This is a genomic window from Streptococcus mitis, from assembly GCF_000722765.2.
GTDB classification, from domain to species: Bacteria; Bacillota; Bacilli; order Lactobacillales; family Streptococcaceae; genus Streptococcus; species Streptococcus mitis_AQ.
This window is the reverse complement of record NZ_CP028415.1, coordinates 522,461-542,545: the sequence shown is the minus strand read 5'-3', so window position 1 is coordinate 542,545 and position 20,085 is coordinate 522,461. Positions and strand designations below refer to the sequence as shown.

Below are 20,085 nucleotides of genomic sequence, written 5' to 3'. Positions count from 1 at the left end.
TCGAAGAGTATTATTTAATCCGAGCTAGTAGTGATTGACCAAACCACCACACAAGATTTGCTTTCATGAGTTAGATAAGGTCAATATCTTCAATCCTTGTCTGCTTCATTTTCTTTTACGAGATCTTTTTGTGAATCCTTTTCAGAGAGTTTTTGATTGATATACTTGTTAATGGTTTCATAAAATTCCTTGGTCGTATCACTGTCTAATTTTGTCGAATTATGGACTTGATTGACTTTCAATTGAACAGATTGAATACCGTAAGAGGCTTGTTTTTGGTGGAGCGTTTCTAATTCTTCTTCTGAAATCGGATCTCCAACAACCGTCAAGACCAATTCATTGTTCCTTGACTTGTAGACTTGATTAATGACCGTGTGATTGGCGAACTCTTTTCCTACAAACTGTTTGATTCCTTCTTTTCGCGCTTGATCTATCGTCAGAGTGACTGCTGAATAACTAGCTGGAAGAATCAATAATACAATCAAGGATATCAACCCAATTCTCATTTTAATGTTGAGCTCTTTAAATGAACTTAAGGGAGATTTTCTCATTAAAATTCTTGTTCCAACAATGTTGGTTAGCATGATAAAAACACAGTTGATCAAGAAAAGATAGAGAGCTCCAAATAAAAATCGTACATTTCCATTAGCTAAACCGTAACCTGCAGTACAGATAGGTGGCATCAGAGCTGTTGCAATGGCTACTCCTGGCACGATATTGTTTGCTTCTTTTTTCCTTGAACCAATTACGCCTGCTATCCCACCAGCAATAGCAATGAGCACATCCCAAATGGTTGGAGAGGTTCGTGCAATCAATTCGCTACTTTCATAAGATAAGGGAGAAATCCAGAAATACAGAGCCGAGACAAGCAAACTGACCAATACTTGAGTAAATAAAACCTCTAGAGATTGCTTGATTAAACGCGTATCAAAAATAGCTAAACCAAATCCGAGTCCAACAATCGGTGTCATAAGAGGGGAAATCAGCATAGCTCCAATAATGACAGCTGTTGAATTCATATTTAGGCCGATAGAGGCAATAAAAATCGCACACATCAAAATCCCTATATCTCTTAATCGAACATGAAGATCATCATATAATTTCTCACGGTATTCACGTGTTGAATAGTTTCCGGTCATTGGTTACTCCTTTTACTTCATATAATCTTGTTTCTGCATGGATGATGGTAGAGAAGTTTCTGTCCAATCTTACATATTTTTCTTCCCATCTGTTATTCTTTTGAAAATGATCCTTTAAGTATCCGTCAGTCCATCCTTAACATTATATCAAAAATTTTATAGTCTTTCTCTGACGAAACCTATCAATTGAATAGATAGAGGAAGCAAGAAATTTTAGATTCCTTATTATAAAAAGAAAAACGGTATCTCCTGAACCTTGATACTATGCGTTTTATTCTTTATAATTTAGCTATTTCAAAATTACAAGTTCTCCATTCTTAATTTCCCAAACTTGGTCAAACTTACTTAATAATTCGTTTTGGCGATGTAAAGTAACAATGACGGCACTTGGTAGTTCCAGAACTCTTTCCAATTCCATTTTAAACTGATTAGTATCCAAGGCAGAGAAAGGTTCGTCTAGGATAAGCAATGGATTTTTACGATTTTTCTCACGATTTAAATACATTCGTTGTTGCTGACCACCTGACAGGGATTGTGGTGGAATTTTTTCAAAATCTTCTTCTCTGAATTTTTCATTGAAACTATTGAATAGCGTTACATTATTTTCATAACTCGAAATAAATGTATGTTCTTGTTGCAGAATCATACCGAATCTTCCCCAAAGATGGTCCAAAACAAGCCCATCTAGCACAATTTGTCCTTCAAAATCTTCATCTGTTCCATTTAAAATGTTGAGAAGACTACTTTTTCCAGACCCATTCTTACCAATAAGCGCAATTTTATCCCCTTTTTGAATCGTAGCGGAAGTAATTATCAATTTTGATTCTCCCAGTTGTTTGGAAATGTTTTTCAAAGTAATCGTATCAAAAGAATGTTGAGGTGCTTGAACTGAAACGGGTCTCCCAACAATGTTTTGAAAACTCTTGATTACAGGCTTTACAGACTCTAACATTTGTAAATCATAAAGGATTTCCTGTATTGGTTCAGAAAAAGCATTAATATATCCGAAACTCGCCACCACCTCAGGAATACCGAGTTGCTGGTGAGATAGAGAGTAGGCTAAATAAATAAACAGAACAAGACTAATGAATTCAAAAGAAACACCTGTCAATAAGATGCCTGTAATTTTTGTCAAACCATACTTAAAATACTTATCCTGCAAATTCTTTAGAGAACTCTTTTGTTGATTCAAAAAATGCGACATAGTTAGTTTATTTACCAAATGATGTCCCATGAGCAAATCCTCCAAAGTTCGATAGTAATCTCCTTGTTTTTTCAAGTAAACCTGTCTACGATTAGCGGTCAACTTCCCAACGATTTTAGGAATTTGAATACTAATTCCAGTGGAAAAGATTAAAATCAGTGATACAATAGGATTAATTGTTCTGCTAATAATGAAAGCGTAAATGATGATACGTAAAATTTGTTTGATAAAACTCATCAATGGAGGAAGGTAATCCTTTTCCAACGAATCTAGGTCATTAGATTGATAGGAAATATACTCTGCTACTGTTTTCTGCTTGAAATCGTGGTGACTGAGTCCCAGAAGTGAACGAAACCACTCATTTTTCAAAGTAGTCGAAAAGATAATCCCCTGCTTCCAATCAAGTATCATTTGGATATAGTTACAACTCAAATAGCCTGCCACTGACATAGAGTAACCATATAGAGCTACTTGATAATCCCCTTTGATTAATGCCTGCGTGAAATACGGTAACAAAGCTGTGCAGATATTCGATACTACACCAAAAAGAAAATTAAAGAAGAGATACCATCTAATAGTTTTAAGATATGGTAGCATATACGATACTCCTTGCTAATGCGTTTTTTACATATCGCAGAACAATCTCTACTATTCCCTATTTCAGATAGTGCGATACTCGGACATTGAGTGCAATAATTGTAAATCACACAAGTACTGCCGTTTTTACTATCATTCAAAATATAATTTGCTATTTTGTAAAATATAGGTCTATCCCATGTTTCTTTGATAGATGTAAAATGAATATTTCTAATACTTCTATTGAAAGTAAGCTTTTTCAGTTTTTCTAACGATTTAGGCTATTTCGTGACACACCCACAATCCGTGAAAATCTGGTTATATCAGATTATGTGATTTTCGTAAGAATTTTATATTGTCTCCAATCATGGCAGTCTCCTTTTACTTGATAAAACTATTATAACATTTAGAAATTAAAAACTGGTTCAAAATCAATAGAATGTGTGTATTCGATACATTCAATAAATTCTTGGAAACAGTTCTACACCAGTTACACAAATCTATATACACCTATCTCATTCAAAATAAAAAGAAAGCTGCAGTTCTTTTAATCCTGTATCAACGATTCATTCTGAAATCGAATAGGAGACATTTCCCAAGTCTACAATTCACTTCATCTCAAATTAATTTTTGTAATTCACCCTTAGATTATAGATTTTATACTCAACAAAAGTATAAAGCATACAAAACTTCACTTTGAACCAGTATTTATACTATATTCTGTATTAAAAATTCTATTATTGGTTTTGTAAAAAACAGTCTTCAAATATCCTGAAATATAGCAAAAAGAGATTGGGTAAAAACTCATTGTCTCTGCTCACTCAAGGACTAGGTTCACTTGAGCAAACTGAATCCGCACTATCGTTCCTTTTCCAACCTCAGACTCAATACGAATCTGGTGACCCAATTCTTCAGAAATTTTCTTAGATAGGTAAAGTCCAAGTCCAGATGACTGTTGGGTTAGGCGTCCATTATATCCTGAGAAACCACGTTCAAAGACTCGGAGGACATCACTGTTTTTTATCCCGATTCCTGTATCCTTTATACAGAGTTCCTGGCCTTCCATATAAATCTCCAGACCACCTTCCTTGGTGTACTTGAGACTATTTGAGATAATTTGTTCAATGACCACTAGCAGCCACTTTTTATCCGTCACGATTTCTTTATCAAGGTCATGTAGATTGACATTTAGGCCTTTTTGAATAAAGAAAAGAGCATATTTACGAATTATTTCCTTGACCAAGTCCTCAATTTGAACCTGCTTTAAGACCAAATCATCATGAAAACTTTCTAAACGCAGGTATTGTAAGACTAGATTGGTATAGGAGTCAATCTTGAAAATTTCCTGTTCTAATTGCTGCTTCAGTTGGCGGTCGGCTACTTCTGCAACTAAGAGTTGACTGGCTGCAATGGGGGTCTTTATCTGATGGACCCACAAGGTATAGTAATCCAGCAAATCCGTCAGTTTTCTTTCTGCGTCTGACCTCTGCTGATAGAGTTCCATCTCACGCGCTTCTAATTTTTCTGCTAAAGCTATTTCCAAAGGAGATTTGGCTTCCCTCTCACCGTAGAGAAGTTCCTGACGATAGACCTGCATTTCTACCAATATGTCCCAAGTGAAAAATAAGATGGTTACAAAGCAACACAAGAGGAAAAAGTAGAGAAAGTAAATTCCCAAACTGGCAAATAAAAACTGAAAGAGTAAGACCAGAAACGTCAAAGAAATCAGATAGACAAACAGACGACTACGGGAATGCAGATAGGCTAGAAAAAATTGTTTCCAATCAAGCATGCTTCAGTCCGTACCCTATCCCTTTCTTGGTCTCGATAAATCCTACCAAGCCCTGCTCTTCCAATTTTTTACGCAAACGAGCCACATTGACAGAGAGGGTATTATCATCAATGAAAAAGTCACTGTTCCAAAGTTCCCGCATGAGGTCATCACGCGCTACAATATTGCCCGCATGCTCAAACAAAACGCGTAAAATCTGGAATTCATTCTTAGTCAAATTCAAGACTTGCCCTTGATAATGTAAATCCATTGATTTGGTATTGAGGATAACACCAGCATATTCCAGTAAACTCTCGTCACGCCCAAACTCATAGGAACGACGCAACAAGCCCTGAACCTTGGCTAAAAGAACCTGCTGGTCAAAAGGCTTGGTCACAAAGTCATCCGCCCCCATATTGATTGCCATGACAATATCCATAGCCTGGTCTCTCGAAGACAGAAACATGATAGGCACCTTGGAAATCTTGCGAATTTCCTGACACCAGTGATAGCCGTTAAAAAAGGGCAATCCAATATCCATGAGGACCAGATGAGGCTCCGACTGAACAAATAGACTCAAAACTTCCATAAAGTCTTCTACCAGAACCACTTCAAATCCCCATTCAGAGAGCATTTTCCCGACCTGTTGACGAATGACCTGATCATCTTCTACTAATAAAATCTTGTGCATCTGATTCTCCTTTTCTATTATTATAACAGATTTTTCCATGCTAGAAGATCTGAAACTGATACTCAATGAAAATCAAAGAGCAAACTAGGAAACTAGCCGTAGGCTGTACTTGAGTACGGCAAGGCGACGTTGACGTGGTTTGAATTTGATTTTCGAAGAGTATGAATTTGAAATAGCTTGTTTTTAGATAACAAAGTGAGGCAACCCTACTAGCTAATTTGAGGGAAATTTGATAAGATAAAGAAAAGAAAGGAGCTCTTATGGTCAATATTTTTGATTATCTGAAAGATGTCGCTTACGATTCCTTTTACGACCTTCCTTTGAATGAATTAGATATTCTAGCCTTAACAGAAACCACCTACCTCTCCTTTGATAATCTGGTCTCTACAGTTCCTCAGCGACTTTTAGACCTGGTACCTCAGGTTCCAAGGGAGCCTAACATGTTGACCAGCAAAAATCGTCTCCAGCTATTGGATGAGCTATCTCAACACAAGCGCTTCAAAAATTGCAAACTCTCCCATTTTATCAATGACATTGATCCTGAATTGCAAAAACAGTTTGCGGCTATGACCTACCGCCTCACTCTCGATACCTATCTGATTGTCTTTCGTGGGACAGATGATAGTATCATTGGCTGGAAGGAAGATTTCCACCTGACCTATATGAAGGAAATTCCTGCTCAAAAGCACGCTCTCCGCTATTTAAAGAACTTTTTTGCCCAACATCCTAAGCAAAAGGTCATTCTGGCTGGGCATTCCAAGGGAGGCAATCTAGCCATCTATGCGGCTAGTCAAATTGAGAAAAGTTTACAAAATCAAATCACAGCAGTTTATACCTTTGATGCGCCTGGTCTCCACAAAGAACTGACACAAACCGAGGGCTATCAAAGGATAATGGATAGAACCAAGGTCTTCATCCCACAAGGGTCTATTATCGGTATGATGATGGAAATTCCTAACCACCAAATCATCGTGCACAGTACTGCCTTGGGTGGTATCGCCCAGCACGATACCTTTAGTTGGCAGATTGAGGACAAGCACTTCGTCCAACTGGATAAAACCAACAGTGATAGCCAACAAATTGACATAACCTTCAAAGAATGGGTGGCCACAGTCCCTGATGAGGAACTCCAGCTCTATTTCGACCTCTTCTTTGGCACCATTCTAGATGCTGGGATTAGCTCCATCAATGACCTGTCTTCCTTAAAAGCTATCGAACACATTCGTCATCTATTCGTCCAAGTTCAATTCCTCACTCCAGAAGAAAGGGAAACTATGGGACGTCTTACCCAATTATTAATTGATACCCGTTACCAAGCCTGGAAGAATAGATAGTAGCTTTCAAAAATCAAATGTATATAAAACAAAAGACCTAGAACACAGACTTTCATGTGCATTCTAAGTCTTTTTTAATAAAATCTAACTACCAAATAACCCCTTTATAGGCTAACAAAATGATAACTAACAGCAGGACATATAAGGCAAGGAAGAGCCATTTCATCTTGACACAGAGCGCTACGTACTCCCGAATAAAAGCAGATGGTATGTAGTAGCCTGCCGTCCTACATCCGAGGCCATCTCCCTTCATATTTAACTTACGCGCATAGGTACTGGTACGAAAAACATGATAGTCATTTGTAACAAAGAGGAATTGAGGTTTGGCTACCAGTTCCTCACCAAGTTTCTTAGAAAAGAGAAGGTTCTCGTAGGTAGTCCTTGATTGATCTTCCAGAATAATCGCATCTTGGGGAACATCTGTCTCTTCAAGAAGATAGTTTGTAATGGCCTGCGCTTCAGAAATCTTCTCATCTCCTCCTTGACCACCACTGGAAATGATTTTGATATGAGGATTCTTAGACTTGTGATAAGCTTCCACTGCCTTATCAATTCTTCTCTTCAGCAAAGGTGTTACCTTTTCTCCGTCTAACAAACCTGCACCATGAATGATAATAAAATCATAATGCTTCTTCTTAGGAATAAAGAGATATAAGATAGAGTACAGAATAAAAGCCACAAAAGCAAAACCAAAAATAAAGTAAGAATAAGCAATAAATGCAAATAAAATATTTAGAAAGTGATTGGTGTAAAATAATTCATGTCGTCCTCCCAATCGAAATGACATCAAAGCAAAAAATAGCAAAATGACTATTCCAAGGAGCATGGAGAGATAATTAGCCTTTGAACGTCCCTCTCGCTTCAACAAAATGACCCCATTATAGATTAGAAAGATGCCACTTAGAAAAAGCAAAAAAGGAAGTAAAATAAAGGGAAATATAAAAAAAGCGAAATGAATCTTCTCATACCCATTTTGATAAAAAAGGTAGCCTAGATAAAAATAACTGGAAATGAGGGATAATAAGAATAATACTGGATTCCACAAACTTCTATTATCCTTCCAAAATGACACTATAAATGCTAATACAATTCCTATAACGAGATACATTTCTTCCTCCTTTTATGAGTTCATTCTATCATAATTATCCAAAGAAAAAAAGAGGGCATCTACCCCTCTTACTCCTTCATCTGACTCTCTGCATCGGCCACGACTTGTTCTAGACTGGTCTGACCAAGCTCTGCCTCCATAGCTAACTGAATTCTCTCCAATTTTTGATCCAAAACATCATGAATATGAGATCCGACTGGGCAATTTGGATTTGGATTGTCATGGAAACTGAAGAGTTGACCTGTCTTACCAAGACACTCAACCGCCTGATAAACATCTAATAGACTAATGTCTTTGAGATCCTTAACAATCTCTGTTCCACCCGTTCCGCGCGCTACTGAAATCAGCTCTGCCTTCTTCAACTGGGACAAGGTCTTTCTGATAATAACAGGATTGACCCCGACACTAGCAGCCAGAAAATCACTGGTCACCTTGTTTTCCTGCCCCTTGAGAGCGATAATTATCAGCATATGAGTCGCAATGGTAAATCTACTTGGAATTTGCATCCTCTTCTCCTTTTTACGAGGCTACCCTGCCTCTACTCTTCTTTTTCTATTATTATACCCTTTTTAGTTGTAATGTCAATCATTACCACCTTTTAACCAGGCATCTAATTCCCTATCATAGCCCTCTTTCTGGGCCAGTTCTCTCAAAAATTCCTGATGATGAGTATGGTGGATACCATTGACCAGACTTTCATAATAAACCTCAAAATAGGGAAGTTTAAGATCTTTAGCCAACTGCAATTCAGCTGCCACATCGTAGTCTACCCGTCGGAAGTCCATATCTACCAAGCCCTTGTCATCAAACTCTAAAATCATATACTGGGCCCGCAAGTCCTTCCGCAACTGGGCATCTAGAAAGAAAGGCTGGCCAATTGAACCCGGATTGACAATCAATTGCCCACCAGTCCCGTAACGAAGCAACTGCTGGTGAATATGACCATAAACAGCAATATCACAAGGCGGATTGGTCACCAAGCGGTCAAAATCCTCTTGCGCTCCAGTATGAATCAACTCTCTCCCCCAGTTCTTATCAGGAAGATGGTGGCTAATTCCTACCGTCAAAGTCCCAAACTGACGATGAATCCGGAGTGGTTGACTGTGGAGCAGTTCAATTTCTTCTATGGAAATTTCCTCTAAAACATACTGGCACTGGCGTAAGAGATAGCGTTGACTGGGACGAGTACTATCCAATTCCTTACGGACACCATGCCACAGACTGTCTTCCCAGTTTCCCAAAACTCTAGCCGTAATCGGTAGTTGATCCAACAAGTCCAAAATCCTTCTACGCCCTGTTCCTGGCATGAGAATGTCTCCCAAAAGCCAGTATTCATCCACTCCTAGCTCCCGAGCATCTGCCAAAACTGCCTCTAAAGCAGTGGTATTGCCATGAATATCTGAAAGAAGAGCTATTTTCGTCATATCCATCTCCTCGTTTTTTCTCTTGCAATAAGTATAACATAAAAAGTCACAGCTAGAGAAATCTAGCTTTTTTTGATATACTAGATAAAGATATTAGACAAGAGGAAACGAATGACCCCGAATAAAGAAGATTATCTAAAGTGTATTTATGAAATTGGCATAGACCTGCATAAAATTACCAACAAGGAAATTGCTGCCCGCATGCAAGTCTCTCCCCCTGCTGTAACTGAAATGATTAAACGGATGAAGAGCGAAAACCTCATCCTCAAGGACAAGGAATGTGGCTATCTACTGACTGACCTCGGCCTCAAACTAGTCTCTGAGCTCTATCGTAAACACCGCTTGATTGAAGTTTTTCTAGTTCATCATTTAGACTATACTAGTGACCAGATTCATGAAGAAGCTGAGGTATTGGAACATACTGTCTCTGAGCTATTCGTGGAGAGACTAGAAAAATTACTTGGATTCCCCAAGACCTGCCCTCACGGAGGAACTATTCCTGCCAAGGGAGAACTCTTAGTTGAAATCAATAACCTACCACTAGCTGATATCAAAGAGAGTGGATCCTACCGTCTAACTCGGGTGCACGATAGTTTTGACATTCTCCATTATCTGGACAAGCACTCACTTCACATCGGTGATTCGCTCCAAGTCAAGCAGTTTGATGGCTTCAGCAATACCTTCACTATCCTTAGTAAAGACGAGGACTTACAAGTAAGTATGGACATTGCAAAACAACTCTATGTCGAGAAAATCAACTAATTTCTCAAGTCCCCTACCAACCCTGAAAATCAAATTTTCAGGGTTTTATTTCTATCATTTGATTTTACTTTCATTTAGTTGTAGAATGTTTGTAAAAAACAAGAAAGATAGTTTAACATATGAAGAAATCACTAAAAATTTTTGCGACATCCAAATGGTTTGACCTCTTTGGAGTTGCTCTGGTCGTTGGGATTGCAATTGCATCTGGTTACCTCAACTCCCGTCTCGACAAATTCGTAGACTGGGGCCCATGGACAGCTCTTGTTCCCTTTGGATTGATTTCCGTAACCAACGTTGGGATTTCCATGTTATCCACTCGTTTCACGGGGAAATTAAGCAAATGGGGAAATTACTTTGGTATTGTTAATACCATTTTGTCCGGTGCTATTGATTATATCCTTGGAAATAAGGCGGCCATCATTACCTATCCCGTCACCTTCCTCATTTATACCTTTGCTATAAAGAAATGGGAAGCTTCGAAAGAAGGTAGACCCAACCAAATGAGCCAAAAACAGCTAAAATTGGCGGCCATCATCATTTCCATCATCGCCTTCCTCTTTGCCTTTGTGACAAACTTTATCGGCTATGGAGGAAAGATGAATCTCCTTGCCTACGTAACAACTATTGCCTTTGCACTGTCCCTCATTGCCAATGCTTTGAACGCATTGAAACTAACAACTCAGTGGGGCTTTTGGTTGATTTATAATTTCGTTCAGTTGACAAAGGCTGGCATTCAAGGAAACTTTGCCAATATCGGAAAATACATCTTTTATATCCTCAATGCAATCGGAGCTTTATTTGTCTGGAACGATGAAGAAGTGGAATAATAAGAAGGAAATCAAATAAAGAAATCTAACAGAATCTCCTTACTAAAATTTTTTATCATTTTACTTGTAACTCCCATTCTTTTGGAGTAGAATGAAGATAGGTAAAAGAGGGAGGTTTTGTCATGAAAAAACTCTTTAGAATCCATTTTGTAGCAATTGCAGTCATCGATTTGCTACTATTTGCATTTTTTATCACTAGACCCGAGACATCTTTGGAGTGGCTCTTGCTCTCTGGTTTTATTTTCCTCCTTGCTCAAGGACTCCTGCTATTTCGCTTGGTCAATCGACTCAAAAAACATTTCTCTGAGATTTATCCTCAAATCAATAAAAAGATTCGCTTCTACTATTTAGGGGTTCTCTCCATTGATTTTCTATTTTTTGTCCTTTTAATCTTCGTTAGTTCTCAGCGTTCTCCCTCTCTTATGCCAATCATCACTGCTTGTCATTCTACTTTATATTATAGGACGGCGGACTACCTAAGAGAAAACTATCCAGATTTTTACAACAAACACATCTCTTTATGGGAGTGTCTCTAAGGAGAAGGAGGTTTTAGCATGAAAAAAATCATCTTCATCAAAACCATTGAGCTCCTTGTCATTGATGGAATTATGCTGGCATTTTTGACATTTAAAGGGGGGCTTACTTGGGACTGGATTTTGATGTATAGCAGTTGGCTTATTTTCTTTCATCCTGTGCTATTGACCTATCTGTCCAACCAGCTTTGTGACCACTTTAGTCACCTCTATTCCCAGATTAGACCGAGATTCTGGCGTTTTACCTTACAAATCCTTCTATGGGATAGCCTGATCATTCTCTCCTTGATATGTTTAAGGGGTATGCCACTTTTCCTTCAGGGAACTCTCCTCATCCTAGGACACCTCATCCCCTCCTACCTCACCTGCCAAAGCCTGAAAAGAGACTTCCCCCAAGCCTATCAAGAATCGATTTCATTTTGGAGTATTTTATGATAGATGAGAAAAACCAAGCCGGCTGGGCTTGGTCTTTCTTATCTATTTTTCGTATCAAGGATAATGGTAACTGGTCCGTCATTGACCAGCTCAACCTGCATATCCGCTCCAAAGATACCTGTATGAACGGGCACTTCTTGCGCTAGTTTTTGATTGAAAGCGTCATAAAAATCTGATGCCATATCAGGCTTGGCTGCACCTGTAAAGGCTGGACGATTGCCTTTCTTGGTATCCGCAAAGAGGGTAAACTGTGAAATAGAAAGGATTTCTCCTTCAATATCTTTGACAGACAGGTTCATCTTGCCTTCTTCGTCTGAAAAAATCCGCATATTGACAAGCTTTCTCACAGCATAGTCCAAATCTTCCTCTTGGTCCTCTGGTCCAACACCCACCAGCAATAAGAGCCCCTGATTGATTTTTCCCTGAACCTGACCTTCGATACTCACTTGGGCTTTTTTAACCCGTTGGATAATGATTTTCATAATAGCCTTTCTAGTAAGAGCTAGGACAATTAGCCGTTGGTCCGTTTAACAGAGTAAACTTCTGGCACACTCTTAATCTTGTCCACAACCGTAGTCAGCGTCGAGAGATTCGCAATACCAAAAGACACATGGATATTGGCAAATTTCATATCCTTGGTTGGTTGAGCATTGACCGTTGAAATATTCTTGGTTGTATTTGAAAGAACTTGCAGTACATCATTCAACAGTCCTGTACGGTTGAGGCCGTAGATATCGATATGAGCCATATACTCCTTATTTGAGCTAGAGTACTGGTCTTCCCATTCCACATCAAGGAGACGTTGCTCGTAGTTTTCTTGGGCGCGCAGGTTCATACAGTCCACACGGTGAATAGCCACACCACGACCCTTGGTAATGTAGCCAACAATATCATCACCAGGCACGGGATTACAGCACTTGGCAATCCGCACTAGGAGACCTGAGGCTCCTTCAATGACCACACCACCCTCATGCTTAACCTTGAGGGTTTCTTTGTTTTCAACCTTGACCTCTCCACCTTTGACAAGTTCTTCTGCTTCAGCCTTGGCCTTGGCACGTTCTTCTTCACGACGTTCCTTTTCAGTCAGACGGTTAAAGACAGTAATAGCACCGATTTCTCCAAAACCAATGGCCGCAAAGAGGGATTCTTCTGTCTTGTAGCTGGTCTTTTGAAGAACTTGGTCCATGTGGCGCTTGTCCATAAATTTATTGGCTACATAGCCATTTTCTTGGAACTGGGCCATCAGCATTTCACGACCCTTGTTGACAGACAATTCCTTATCTTGGTTTTTAAAGAACTGACGAATCTTGTTACGAGCCTTGCTGGTCTTGACCATGTTGAGCCAGTCACGACTCGGTCCAAAGGAGTTGGGGTTGGTGACAATTTCAACCTGATCCCCTGTCTTGAGCTTGGTTGTCAGTGGAACCATGCGACCATTGACCTTGGCACCAGTCGCTTTTTCTCCGACTTTTGTATGAATTTCGTAGGCAAAGTCAATCGGTCCTGAATCTTTGGGAAGTGAACGGACAGCTCCATCTGGGGTAAAGACGTAAATCTCCTCAGCCAGATAGTTTTCCTTAACTGAATCCACAAATTCCTTGGCATCATCAGCCTGATCTTGGAGCTCCATCATCTCCTTGATCCAGTTCATCCCAATAGCCGATTCCTTGCTGTTAACCTGCCCCTTAACACCTTTCTTATAAGCCCAGTGAGCCGCAACCCCGTACTCAGCCACCTCGTGCATGGCTTTAGTTCGAATCTGGAATTCAATCGGCCCTTTTGGCCCATAAACTGTCGTATGGATAGACTGGTAACCATTGGCCTTGCGGTTGGCGATATAGTCTTTGAAACGACCAGGCATGGGTTTCCAAAGTTCATGCACATAACCCAACATGGCATAAACATCACTTTGGGTATCTAAAATACAGCGAATAGCAATCAGGTCATAGATTTCCTCAAACCGTTTTCTCTTATCCTGCATTTTGCGGAAAATCGAGTAAATATGCTTGGGACGACCGTAAATCTTCCCTTTCAAGTGACGTTCTGTCGTATATTCCTCTAATTTTGTGACCACCTCATCCACCAAGGCTTCACGCTCTCTACGCTTTTCCTTCATCATATGGGTAATCTTGTAAAACTCCGTTGGATTAAGATAACGGAAAGATAGGTCTTCCAATTCCCATTTAACGCTAGAAATCCCCAAACGGTGGGCAAGCGGGGCATAGATTTCCATAGTTTCTTTGGAAATACGCTCCTGCTTGTCTTTTCGAAGATGTTTCAGGGTCCGCATATTGTGCAAGCGGTCAGACAGTTTGACCAAGATAACACGGATGTCCTCAGACATGGCCATGAGCATCTTGCGATGATTTTCTGCCAACTGCTCTTCGTGAGACTTGTATTTAACTTTACCAAGCTTGGTAACCCCATCTACGATTACCCGCACATCCGGACCAAACTCTCTTTCCAAATCATCCAGGGTCGCTTCTGTATCTTCTACCACGTCATGCAAGAAACCACAAGCTACCGTTACAGCATCTAGCTTAAGTTTGGCTAAAATCCCTGCTACTTGGATAGGGTGAATGATATAAGGCTCTCCTGATTTGCGATACTGGCCACTGTGGCATTCCACCGCATAGACCAAGGCCTTATGGACAAAAGCAACATCTTCTTTTGATAAATATTTTTGCGTTAGAGCGACAACCTCATCGCCTGTTAAATTCACTTCTTTTGGCATCTCTACTCTCCAATTCTTCCTACCATTTTATCACTTTTTTAAGAATATGAAAACTAGAAAAAGAGGATTCCACCCAAAAGAAAAACCAGTTACCTATCTAGGACAGGTAACTAGTTTTGTTCTTATATTCTCAATAGATAGGAAGTAATTTCTACTAATGCATGTTTATAAAAAGACTTTAACTTCTAGTATCATTTTCAACAGATTTTAAAAACTTACTTGCCAAGTATGCAAAGAGAACTGAAAATGCAATCAGAATTATCCATCCAACTAGAAAATTAATTAGTACATCTTCAGTATGAAAGTCTCTAGTTTGAATACTTCCACTCCCCCCCTGTATGGAAATATTAGCCAATTCTAAAAGTCCATCATAACCATATCTACTCACTGTAAGAAAAGAGAAAAATTTTAAAACACCATCCAAAGGAAGATTACCTGAAAATAGGAATTGTAATAAAATCACAAAGGGCATAACGGTCATAGCCTGTTCAACATTCTTGACAATTGATGAAACGAATAGACCTAAAGCATCAGCAGAATAAATCGTTAAAAATATGGTTAGAAAATAAGAAATAAAGCGTAAAATATCATTATTAAATGTAGTTGGAAACTCTGCTATATCACTACCATAGAACAAAAACAGGATACTTGAAAAAATGACAGCTTGAATCAAGGAAATAATTCCTTGGAATAGCATATGAGCAAACATATAAGATGATAAGTTCATCCCTCCACGATACTCATGCTTAATAATATCCCTCTCGCGACAAATCAAGGTAATAGAATTAAACATTCCAATCCAGATACAAGCACAAACAATAATAAACGAGGTCTTACCTATCCTCCCATTTTCAAGACCTGCACTACCAGAAACTATACATGTAATGAGGGCAATTATTGCTGTACTGACAAATGCATACCAGCCATTTGAATTTAAGAAATTGCGTTTAAATTTCCCTAAATAGATTAACACCTGTTCTTTATTCGATACGTAATTCATCTTAATCTCCTCTATAATCTTTATATTTTTTAATGTAGTCATCTGGAGTCGCTTCTACTTCAGATACCACAAGTTCCAATTGGTTTACATTGAAAAAACTCAAAGTCTCTTCTACAGAACCGTAAAAAGCTAATTTACCACAAGATTCTTCTTCACTTTTAGCCAGAACTAAGACCTTATCAAACAACTCAGGCGTTCTATCAGGACTATGAGAAATAATAAAAACAATCTTATTGTCATCAGCTATATTTCTAAGACTAGACATGATAGAACGAGCATTGCTACCATCTACACCTGAATCTGGTTCATCCAAGACAAATAAAACAGGATCTGCAATATACTCCGTTGCAATACTTAGTCTCTTCTTTTCCCCGCCACTAAGCTCTGATACTAAAGAATCTCTTTTCTTTGTCAATTTCACGGTCTCTAAAACCCTTGAAATTTTATCTTCCAATAAAGACTTGTCTTTAGTAAAATCCCTAACTAGTTTCATCTCAGCAGCATTTTTCAATGTCATATAGACACTGTCTTTTTCACGATGCAAACTAAATTGAGGAACATTCGCAATCATTCTTTTAACCTTATCGAATTGATTATAAATATTGATATTTCCTAACAAGATTTCAGCATCTGCTTTTTCAATTCCCATTATTGCATTGATGAGTGTTGTTTTTCCTGCACCAGATCCACCTAAAATGAGTACGATTTCCCCAGAAGACACTGAAAAATCAATATCCGAAAGCAACAGCTTTTCTCCAGCCAAACGTTTTCGAATTGAAACAGATAAGCTTGTATCATCTGAAATACTATTGATATTTTCAGCAATACTTTTCGCTTGCTCTTCAGTTAATTCATTTTGAAAAATTAATTGATTACCGTAGACAAGGAATAATCTGTGATGAATGGATACTAAATCATAGTTTTTTAAACGAATTTTATCCTGAGGAATGCTGTTATTTAAAATTACTTGATCGTCATTTGGCATAAGATAGAGAATTTCATCATCAAAGACTTCAAAACTATCACCAATTTTATCAGCAATTTGAAGAGTAATTTCTTCCTGCTGCCATTCAACACCCTTTTGATTCATGAGACTAAATATATAAATAGTCTCACCCTGTCTAAGCGTATCTCTATTCGTTAGATAGTGTTTTTTCCCAACTTCAATTTTTACATTGTTGACATAGATATCTTCTGATTCACTTTGTAAGTAGTAACCAAGATAATCCTTTTGTATAGAACTATTTTGAAGAGCATTTACAATTTCATCAAGTTCCTTTATTTCAACGCCATCTTTTGTAATTACAAAGGTAAAGAAGGACAAGGTATTATCTGAAACTTCCTCACCCTTATCGATTTTTTCAGAAATACTATCCTTTATTTTTTCGCTAACCTGCTTAAAGCTAGATGGCATTTTAAAATGCGCATTTTTTTCCTTTTGATTGTAGTCACTCCTGCTGTCATCAAGATAGCGTAGTTCTACTTTTGGTTTTGAATTATCAACATATTCTCCACAAAAAGCACAAAATTTCCAACCTACTCCTATCTTTTTAGAACAACTTGGACAGACTATTTTTACAGTATAATCTTTCATTTTTAACTCTTCTTCACTGCTTTACCACAATTGATGCAAAACTCAAAACTTCTTGCTAAACTTTCTCCACAATTTGGACAAGAAATCAAATCTTGGTCATCCATGTCAATCGATTTTTGAATACTAATTTGTTCTTTAAATAACTCTTTTATCTCAGCAATTTCTGAAGAATAGAGAGAATTTTCCTTTATTTCTTCTAAATTTTCTTCAACAAATTTAATTCCAATTAATCTATATAAGTCATTAATTTTATTTTGTCGCAATTGGATTTCTTTCCTCTTACGGTTATTTTCAACATTTTGCTTTCCTTCTGAAATGACATTACTTGTCGTTTCTTTCACGATTCTAGCACTATCTCTTAATTGATCTAAAAAAGCCATAACTTCTCCTCGTACTTACTTGAGCAAGTCTTTATTTTCTCATTTTTAGTATAACATATAACCTTACATTCTTAAAATTCCAACAGAAACTTACCTTATTATTTTCCTCTATTATAGCATACTTCTGATTTCCTTTTAAAAATCTTCCCAATTTTCCTTATCTTCTCTATCTTTTTTAAAATAAGGTTTGATATTTTGGTAATTTTCTAACCTTTTTAGTGTATAATGGTAATATAAACAGTTTTTTTACGATAATTACTGAATTTTCATTTTTCTAGAAAGGCAAATCATATGAAATTACACAAAAGACTGACACTTTTAGCCTTGGCTGTTCTTGGCTTATCCAGCCAAGTCGTTTTGGCTGATGACACAAGTCATTCCACTACTACTCCTATAACTAGTGCAACAAGCAATTCTACAAATACTTCTGCTAACAGTTCTCAAGCTAGTACAGAAACTTCGTCAAGTATAGCTAGTTCGAGTGAGCAAGAAAGCAAACCTTCTCTTTCTAGTGAAACCAAACCCAATCAACCTACACAAACTGGCTGGGTAAAAGAAGGGAACAAGTGGACTTTTTATAGTCAAACTGGGGTTAAATTTACAGACACCCTCTATGATGGTTATTTCTTTGATAGTCATGGCTACTTGCTTGAAAACAGCTGGTACCAGATGGGAAATAATTGGTACTATATCAATGGTTCAGGTAAATATTTATCCAACCAATGGAGCCAAATCAATGGCAAGTGGTATGCTTTTGATGGCTACGGTAGAATGTTGGCCAATGTCTGGAAAGGCGATTACTACCTCAAATCCAGCGGTGCCATGGCAGATAAGGAATGGGTCTACGACCAAAGCTACTCTAGTTGGTTTTACCTAAAATCTGGCGGACGCTATGCCCAAAAACAATGGATTGGTTCCTACTATCTTAAATCTGGTGGCTACATGGCCCACAAGGAATGGATTTATGACCCAGACTATCAAGCTTGGTACTATCTTAAGGACGATGGTGTGTATGTCACAGGTACCTATGCTGTGGATGGTAAAAACCAGCTCTTCCAAGAGAATGGAAAATGGGTTCGTGAATTAGCGCAAGGTTTTCAAAAAGGACAATACTCTAAAACCATCTTTCTCGATCCAGGACACGGTGGTAAGGACCGCGGGGCTTATTACTATGGCATAGCTGAGAAAGAATTGAACCTACAAGTTTATCGTAAGCTACGTAAACGACTAGAAGGACTCGGCTATACCGTTCTCACCTCTCGAGATAGTGACATAGACGTTGATTTTATTACCGAGCGTTCTCGTATGGTTAACAAGACCAATGCTGACTTTTTCATCAGCCTTCATTTCAATGCAAAAGGGAATGATACAACCGTTAATCTGGGTATCCAGACTTATTCTTACAAGGATGAACCTGGTTTCCCTAGCAAGATTAACAAGGATTGGCACAACAATCCTGAACGGATGAGTGAAAGTAATCGTCTCGCAGCTGATATCCATTCTTCACTGCTAGCAGAGACTGGGGCTAGGGATGCTGGCCTCTTACAAGCTACCTTTGCTGTTCTCCGTGAAACAGCTAAACCAGCTGTTTTGCTAGAGATGGGATATATGGATAATCCAGAAGAAAACCAAAAAATCCGCAGTAGTTACTATCAAGATAAACTAGTTGAAGGGATTATCAAGGGAATCCAAAAATATTATGCTGGAAATTAAAACAGTCTAAGCCTCGAACTCATTCGGGGCTTATTTTTTCTTATCCAAACCATATCCTTCTTTCTAGAACTATTTCCTTTTTATGCTTATTCTCCCCAACTGTGCTATACTTAATTTAGTACATTCTTTGAGATTGGAGCTAATATGAAAATCCATAAAACCGTGAATCCTGTTGCCTATGAAAACACCTATTACCTAGAAGGTGAAAAACACCTCATCGTCGTCGATCCTGGCAGCCATTGGGAAGCCATTCGCAAGACCATAGAGAACATCAACAAACCGATCTGCGCTATTCTCCTGACCCACGCCCATTATGACCATATCATGAGTCTGGACTTGGTGCGAGAGACTTTTGGCAATCCTCCTGTCTATATCGCAGAGAGCGAAGCCAGCTGGCTCTATACTCCTGTCGATAATCTCTCTGGGCTTCCACGCCACGATGATATGGAAGACGTGGTCGCAAAACCTGCAGAACACACTTTTATCTTTCACGAAGAATACCAACTAGAGGAATTTCGTTTCACCGTCTTGCCAACACCAGGTCACTCTATCGGTGGTGTTTCTATCGTCTTTCCACAAGCTCACCTAGTCTTGACAGGTGATGCCCTATTCCGAGAAACAATCGGACGAACAGATCTTCCAACTGGTAGCATGGAGCAACTCCTTCATAGTATCCAGACCCAACTCTTCACTCTACCAAACTATGATGTCTATCCAGGGCATGGTCCAGCTACTACTATCGCTCACGAAAAAACTTTCAATCCTTTTTTCTAACAAGATGGTGACAATGACTATCGCATTTTAAGTACATTATCCAGCAGTCTTTCCACTATAAAAGGCATCCTATCAAGGTTTTCACA

Annotated in this window: 20 protein-coding genes; 8 read left to right on the top strand and 12 right to left on the bottom strand. The window is 38.5% G+C overall.

Going from position 1 to position 20,085, the window contains the following annotated elements; translation table 11 throughout:
* Positions 1-89 precede the first annotated feature (89 nt).
* The 4 genes from SK637_RS02995 to SK637_RS02980 all read right to left on the bottom strand — a co-directional run bounded on the left by SK637_RS02995 (position 90) and on the right by SK637_RS02980 (position 5,381).
* A complete protein-coding gene (locus SK637_RS02995) occupies positions 90-1,139 on the bottom strand; it encodes a DUF389 domain-containing protein (RefSeq protein ID WP_033688337.1) in 1,050 nt (349 codons plus the stop codon).
* 289 nt (positions 1,140-1,428) lie between these two features.
* A complete protein-coding gene (locus SK637_RS02990) occupies positions 1,429-2,940 on the bottom strand; it encodes an ATP-binding cassette domain-containing protein (protein WP_004242726.1) in 1,512 nt (503 codons plus the stop codon).
* A 796-nt stretch (positions 2,941-3,736) separates the two neighbouring features.
* Positions 3,737-4,711 carry a HAMP domain-containing histidine kinase gene (locus SK637_RS02985; RefSeq protein ID WP_033688336.1) on the bottom strand — a complete coding sequence of 325 codons (975 nt, stop codon included), beginning with the start codon at positions 4,709-4,711 and terminating at the stop codon, positions 3,737-3,739.
* A complete protein-coding gene (locus SK637_RS02980) occupies positions 4,704-5,381 on the bottom strand; it encodes a response regulator transcription factor (RefSeq protein WP_033688335.1) in 678 nt (225 codons plus the stop codon). The genes SK637_RS02985 and SK637_RS02980 overlap by 8 nt, the downstream gene beginning before the upstream one ends.
* Before the next feature lie 260 nt (positions 5,382-5,641).
* On the opposite strand from SK637_RS02980, the gene SK637_RS02970 reads away from it, so the two are divergent.
* Positions 5,642-6,715: a DUF2974 domain-containing protein gene (locus tag SK637_RS02970; RefSeq protein ID WP_033688334.1), complete on the top strand. Its 1,074-nt coding sequence runs from the start codon at positions 5,642-5,644 to the stop codon at positions 6,713-6,715.
* Positions 6,716-6,803: 88 nt separating this feature from the next.
* Here the strand turns inward: SK637_RS02970 and SK637_RS02965 are convergent, their stop codons facing one another.
* From SK637_RS02965 to SK637_RS02955, 3 genes are all read right to left on the bottom strand, one after another.
* Positions 6,804-7,823, bottom strand: a complete 1,020-nt coding sequence (locus SK637_RS02965; protein ID WP_033688333.1) for a YdcF family protein — start codon at positions 7,821-7,823, stop codon at positions 6,804-6,806.
* Between the two features lie 68 nt (positions 7,824-7,891).
* The gene (locus SK637_RS02960; protein WP_033688332.1) at positions 7,892-8,329 is read right to left on the bottom strand and encodes an Rrf2 family transcriptional regulator; all 438 of its coding nucleotides are present in this window, start codon (positions 8,327-8,329) and stop codon (positions 7,892-7,894) included.
* A 75-nt stretch (positions 8,330-8,404) separates the two neighbouring features.
* A complete protein-coding gene (locus SK637_RS02955) occupies positions 8,405-9,247 on the bottom strand; it encodes a metallophosphoesterase family protein (RefSeq protein WP_033688331.1) in 843 nt (280 codons plus the stop codon).
* A gap of 111 nt (positions 9,248-9,358) precedes the next feature.
* On the opposite strand from SK637_RS02955, the gene SK637_RS02950 reads away from it, so the two are divergent.
* The 5 genes from SK637_RS02950 to SK637_RS02930 all read left to right on the top strand — a co-directional run bounded on the left by SK637_RS02950 (position 9,359) and on the right by SK637_RS02930 (position 11,804).
* Complete coding sequence (locus SK637_RS02950) at positions 9,359-10,009, top strand: metal-dependent transcriptional regulator (protein WP_033688330.1); 651 nt, start codon at positions 9,359-9,361, stop codon at positions 10,007-10,009.
* The gene (locus SK637_RS10070) at positions 9,990-10,172 is read left to right on the top strand and encodes a hypothetical protein (RefSeq protein ID WP_033688329.1); all 183 of its coding nucleotides are present in this window, start codon (positions 9,990-9,992) and stop codon (positions 10,170-10,172) included. The genes SK637_RS02950 and SK637_RS10070 overlap by 20 nt, the downstream gene beginning before the upstream one ends.
* Positions 10,129-10,836: a nicotinamide mononucleotide transporter gene (locus SK637_RS02940; protein ID WP_201798903.1), complete on the top strand. Its 708-nt coding sequence runs from the start codon at positions 10,129-10,131 to the stop codon at positions 10,834-10,836. The genes SK637_RS10070 and SK637_RS02940 overlap by 44 nt, the downstream gene beginning before the upstream one ends.
* Positions 10,837-10,958: 122 nt before the next feature.
* The gene (locus SK637_RS02935) at positions 10,959-11,372 is read left to right on the top strand and encodes a hypothetical protein (RefSeq protein WP_033688328.1); all 414 of its coding nucleotides are present in this window, start codon (positions 10,959-10,961) and stop codon (positions 11,370-11,372) included.
* 18 nt (positions 11,373-11,390) lie between these two features.
* Positions 11,391-11,804, top strand: coding sequence for a hypothetical protein (locus tag SK637_RS02930; RefSeq protein WP_080710466.1), 414 nt, complete (start codon positions 11,391-11,393; stop codon positions 11,802-11,804).
* A 38-nt stretch (positions 11,805-11,842) separates the two neighbouring features.
* Here the strand turns inward: SK637_RS02930 and dtd are convergent, their stop codons facing one another.
* From dtd to SK637_RS02905, 5 genes are all read right to left on the bottom strand, one after another.
* Positions 11,843-12,286, bottom strand: coding sequence for a D-aminoacyl-tRNA deacylase (gene dtd / locus SK637_RS02925; protein WP_033688327.1), 444 nt, complete (start codon positions 12,284-12,286; stop codon positions 11,843-11,845).
* 29 nt (positions 12,287-12,315) lie between these two features.
* A complete protein-coding gene (locus tag SK637_RS02920) occupies positions 12,316-14,538 on the bottom strand; it encodes a RelA/SpoT family protein (protein WP_033688326.1) in 2,223 nt (740 codons plus the stop codon).
* Positions 14,539-14,716: 178 nt separating this feature from the next.
* Positions 14,717-15,538 carry an ABC transporter permease gene (locus SK637_RS02915; RefSeq protein WP_033688325.1) on the bottom strand — a complete coding sequence of 274 codons (822 nt, stop codon included), beginning with the start codon at positions 15,536-15,538 and terminating at the stop codon, positions 14,717-14,719.
* Position 15,539: 1 nt separating this feature from the next.
* Positions 15,540-17,132, bottom strand: a complete 1,593-nt coding sequence (locus SK637_RS02910) for an ATP-binding cassette domain-containing protein (RefSeq protein ID WP_050489869.1) — start codon at positions 17,130-17,132, stop codon at positions 15,540-15,542.
* 2 nt (positions 17,133-17,134) lie between these two features.
* Positions 17,135-17,512 carry a zinc ribbon domain-containing protein gene (locus SK637_RS02905; RefSeq protein WP_033688324.1) on the bottom strand — a complete coding sequence of 126 codons (378 nt, stop codon included), beginning with the start codon at positions 17,510-17,512 and terminating at the stop codon, positions 17,135-17,137.
* A gap of 291 nt (positions 17,513-17,803) precedes the next feature.
* Here SK637_RS02905 and SK637_RS02900 point away from each other — a divergent pair, with 291 nt between their 5' ends.
* Positions 17,804-19,225, top strand: coding sequence for an N-acetylmuramoyl-L-alanine amidase (locus tag SK637_RS02900; protein ID WP_033688323.1), 1,422 nt, complete (start codon positions 17,804-17,806; stop codon positions 19,223-19,225).
* 144 nt (positions 19,226-19,369) lie between these two features.
* Positions 19,370-19,999 (top strand): MBL fold metallo-hydrolase, encoded by a 630-nt coding sequence (locus tag SK637_RS02895; RefSeq protein ID WP_033688322.1) that lies wholly within the window; start codon positions 19,370-19,372, stop codon positions 19,997-19,999.
* The last annotated feature ends 86 nt before the right edge of the window (positions 20,000-20,085 follow it).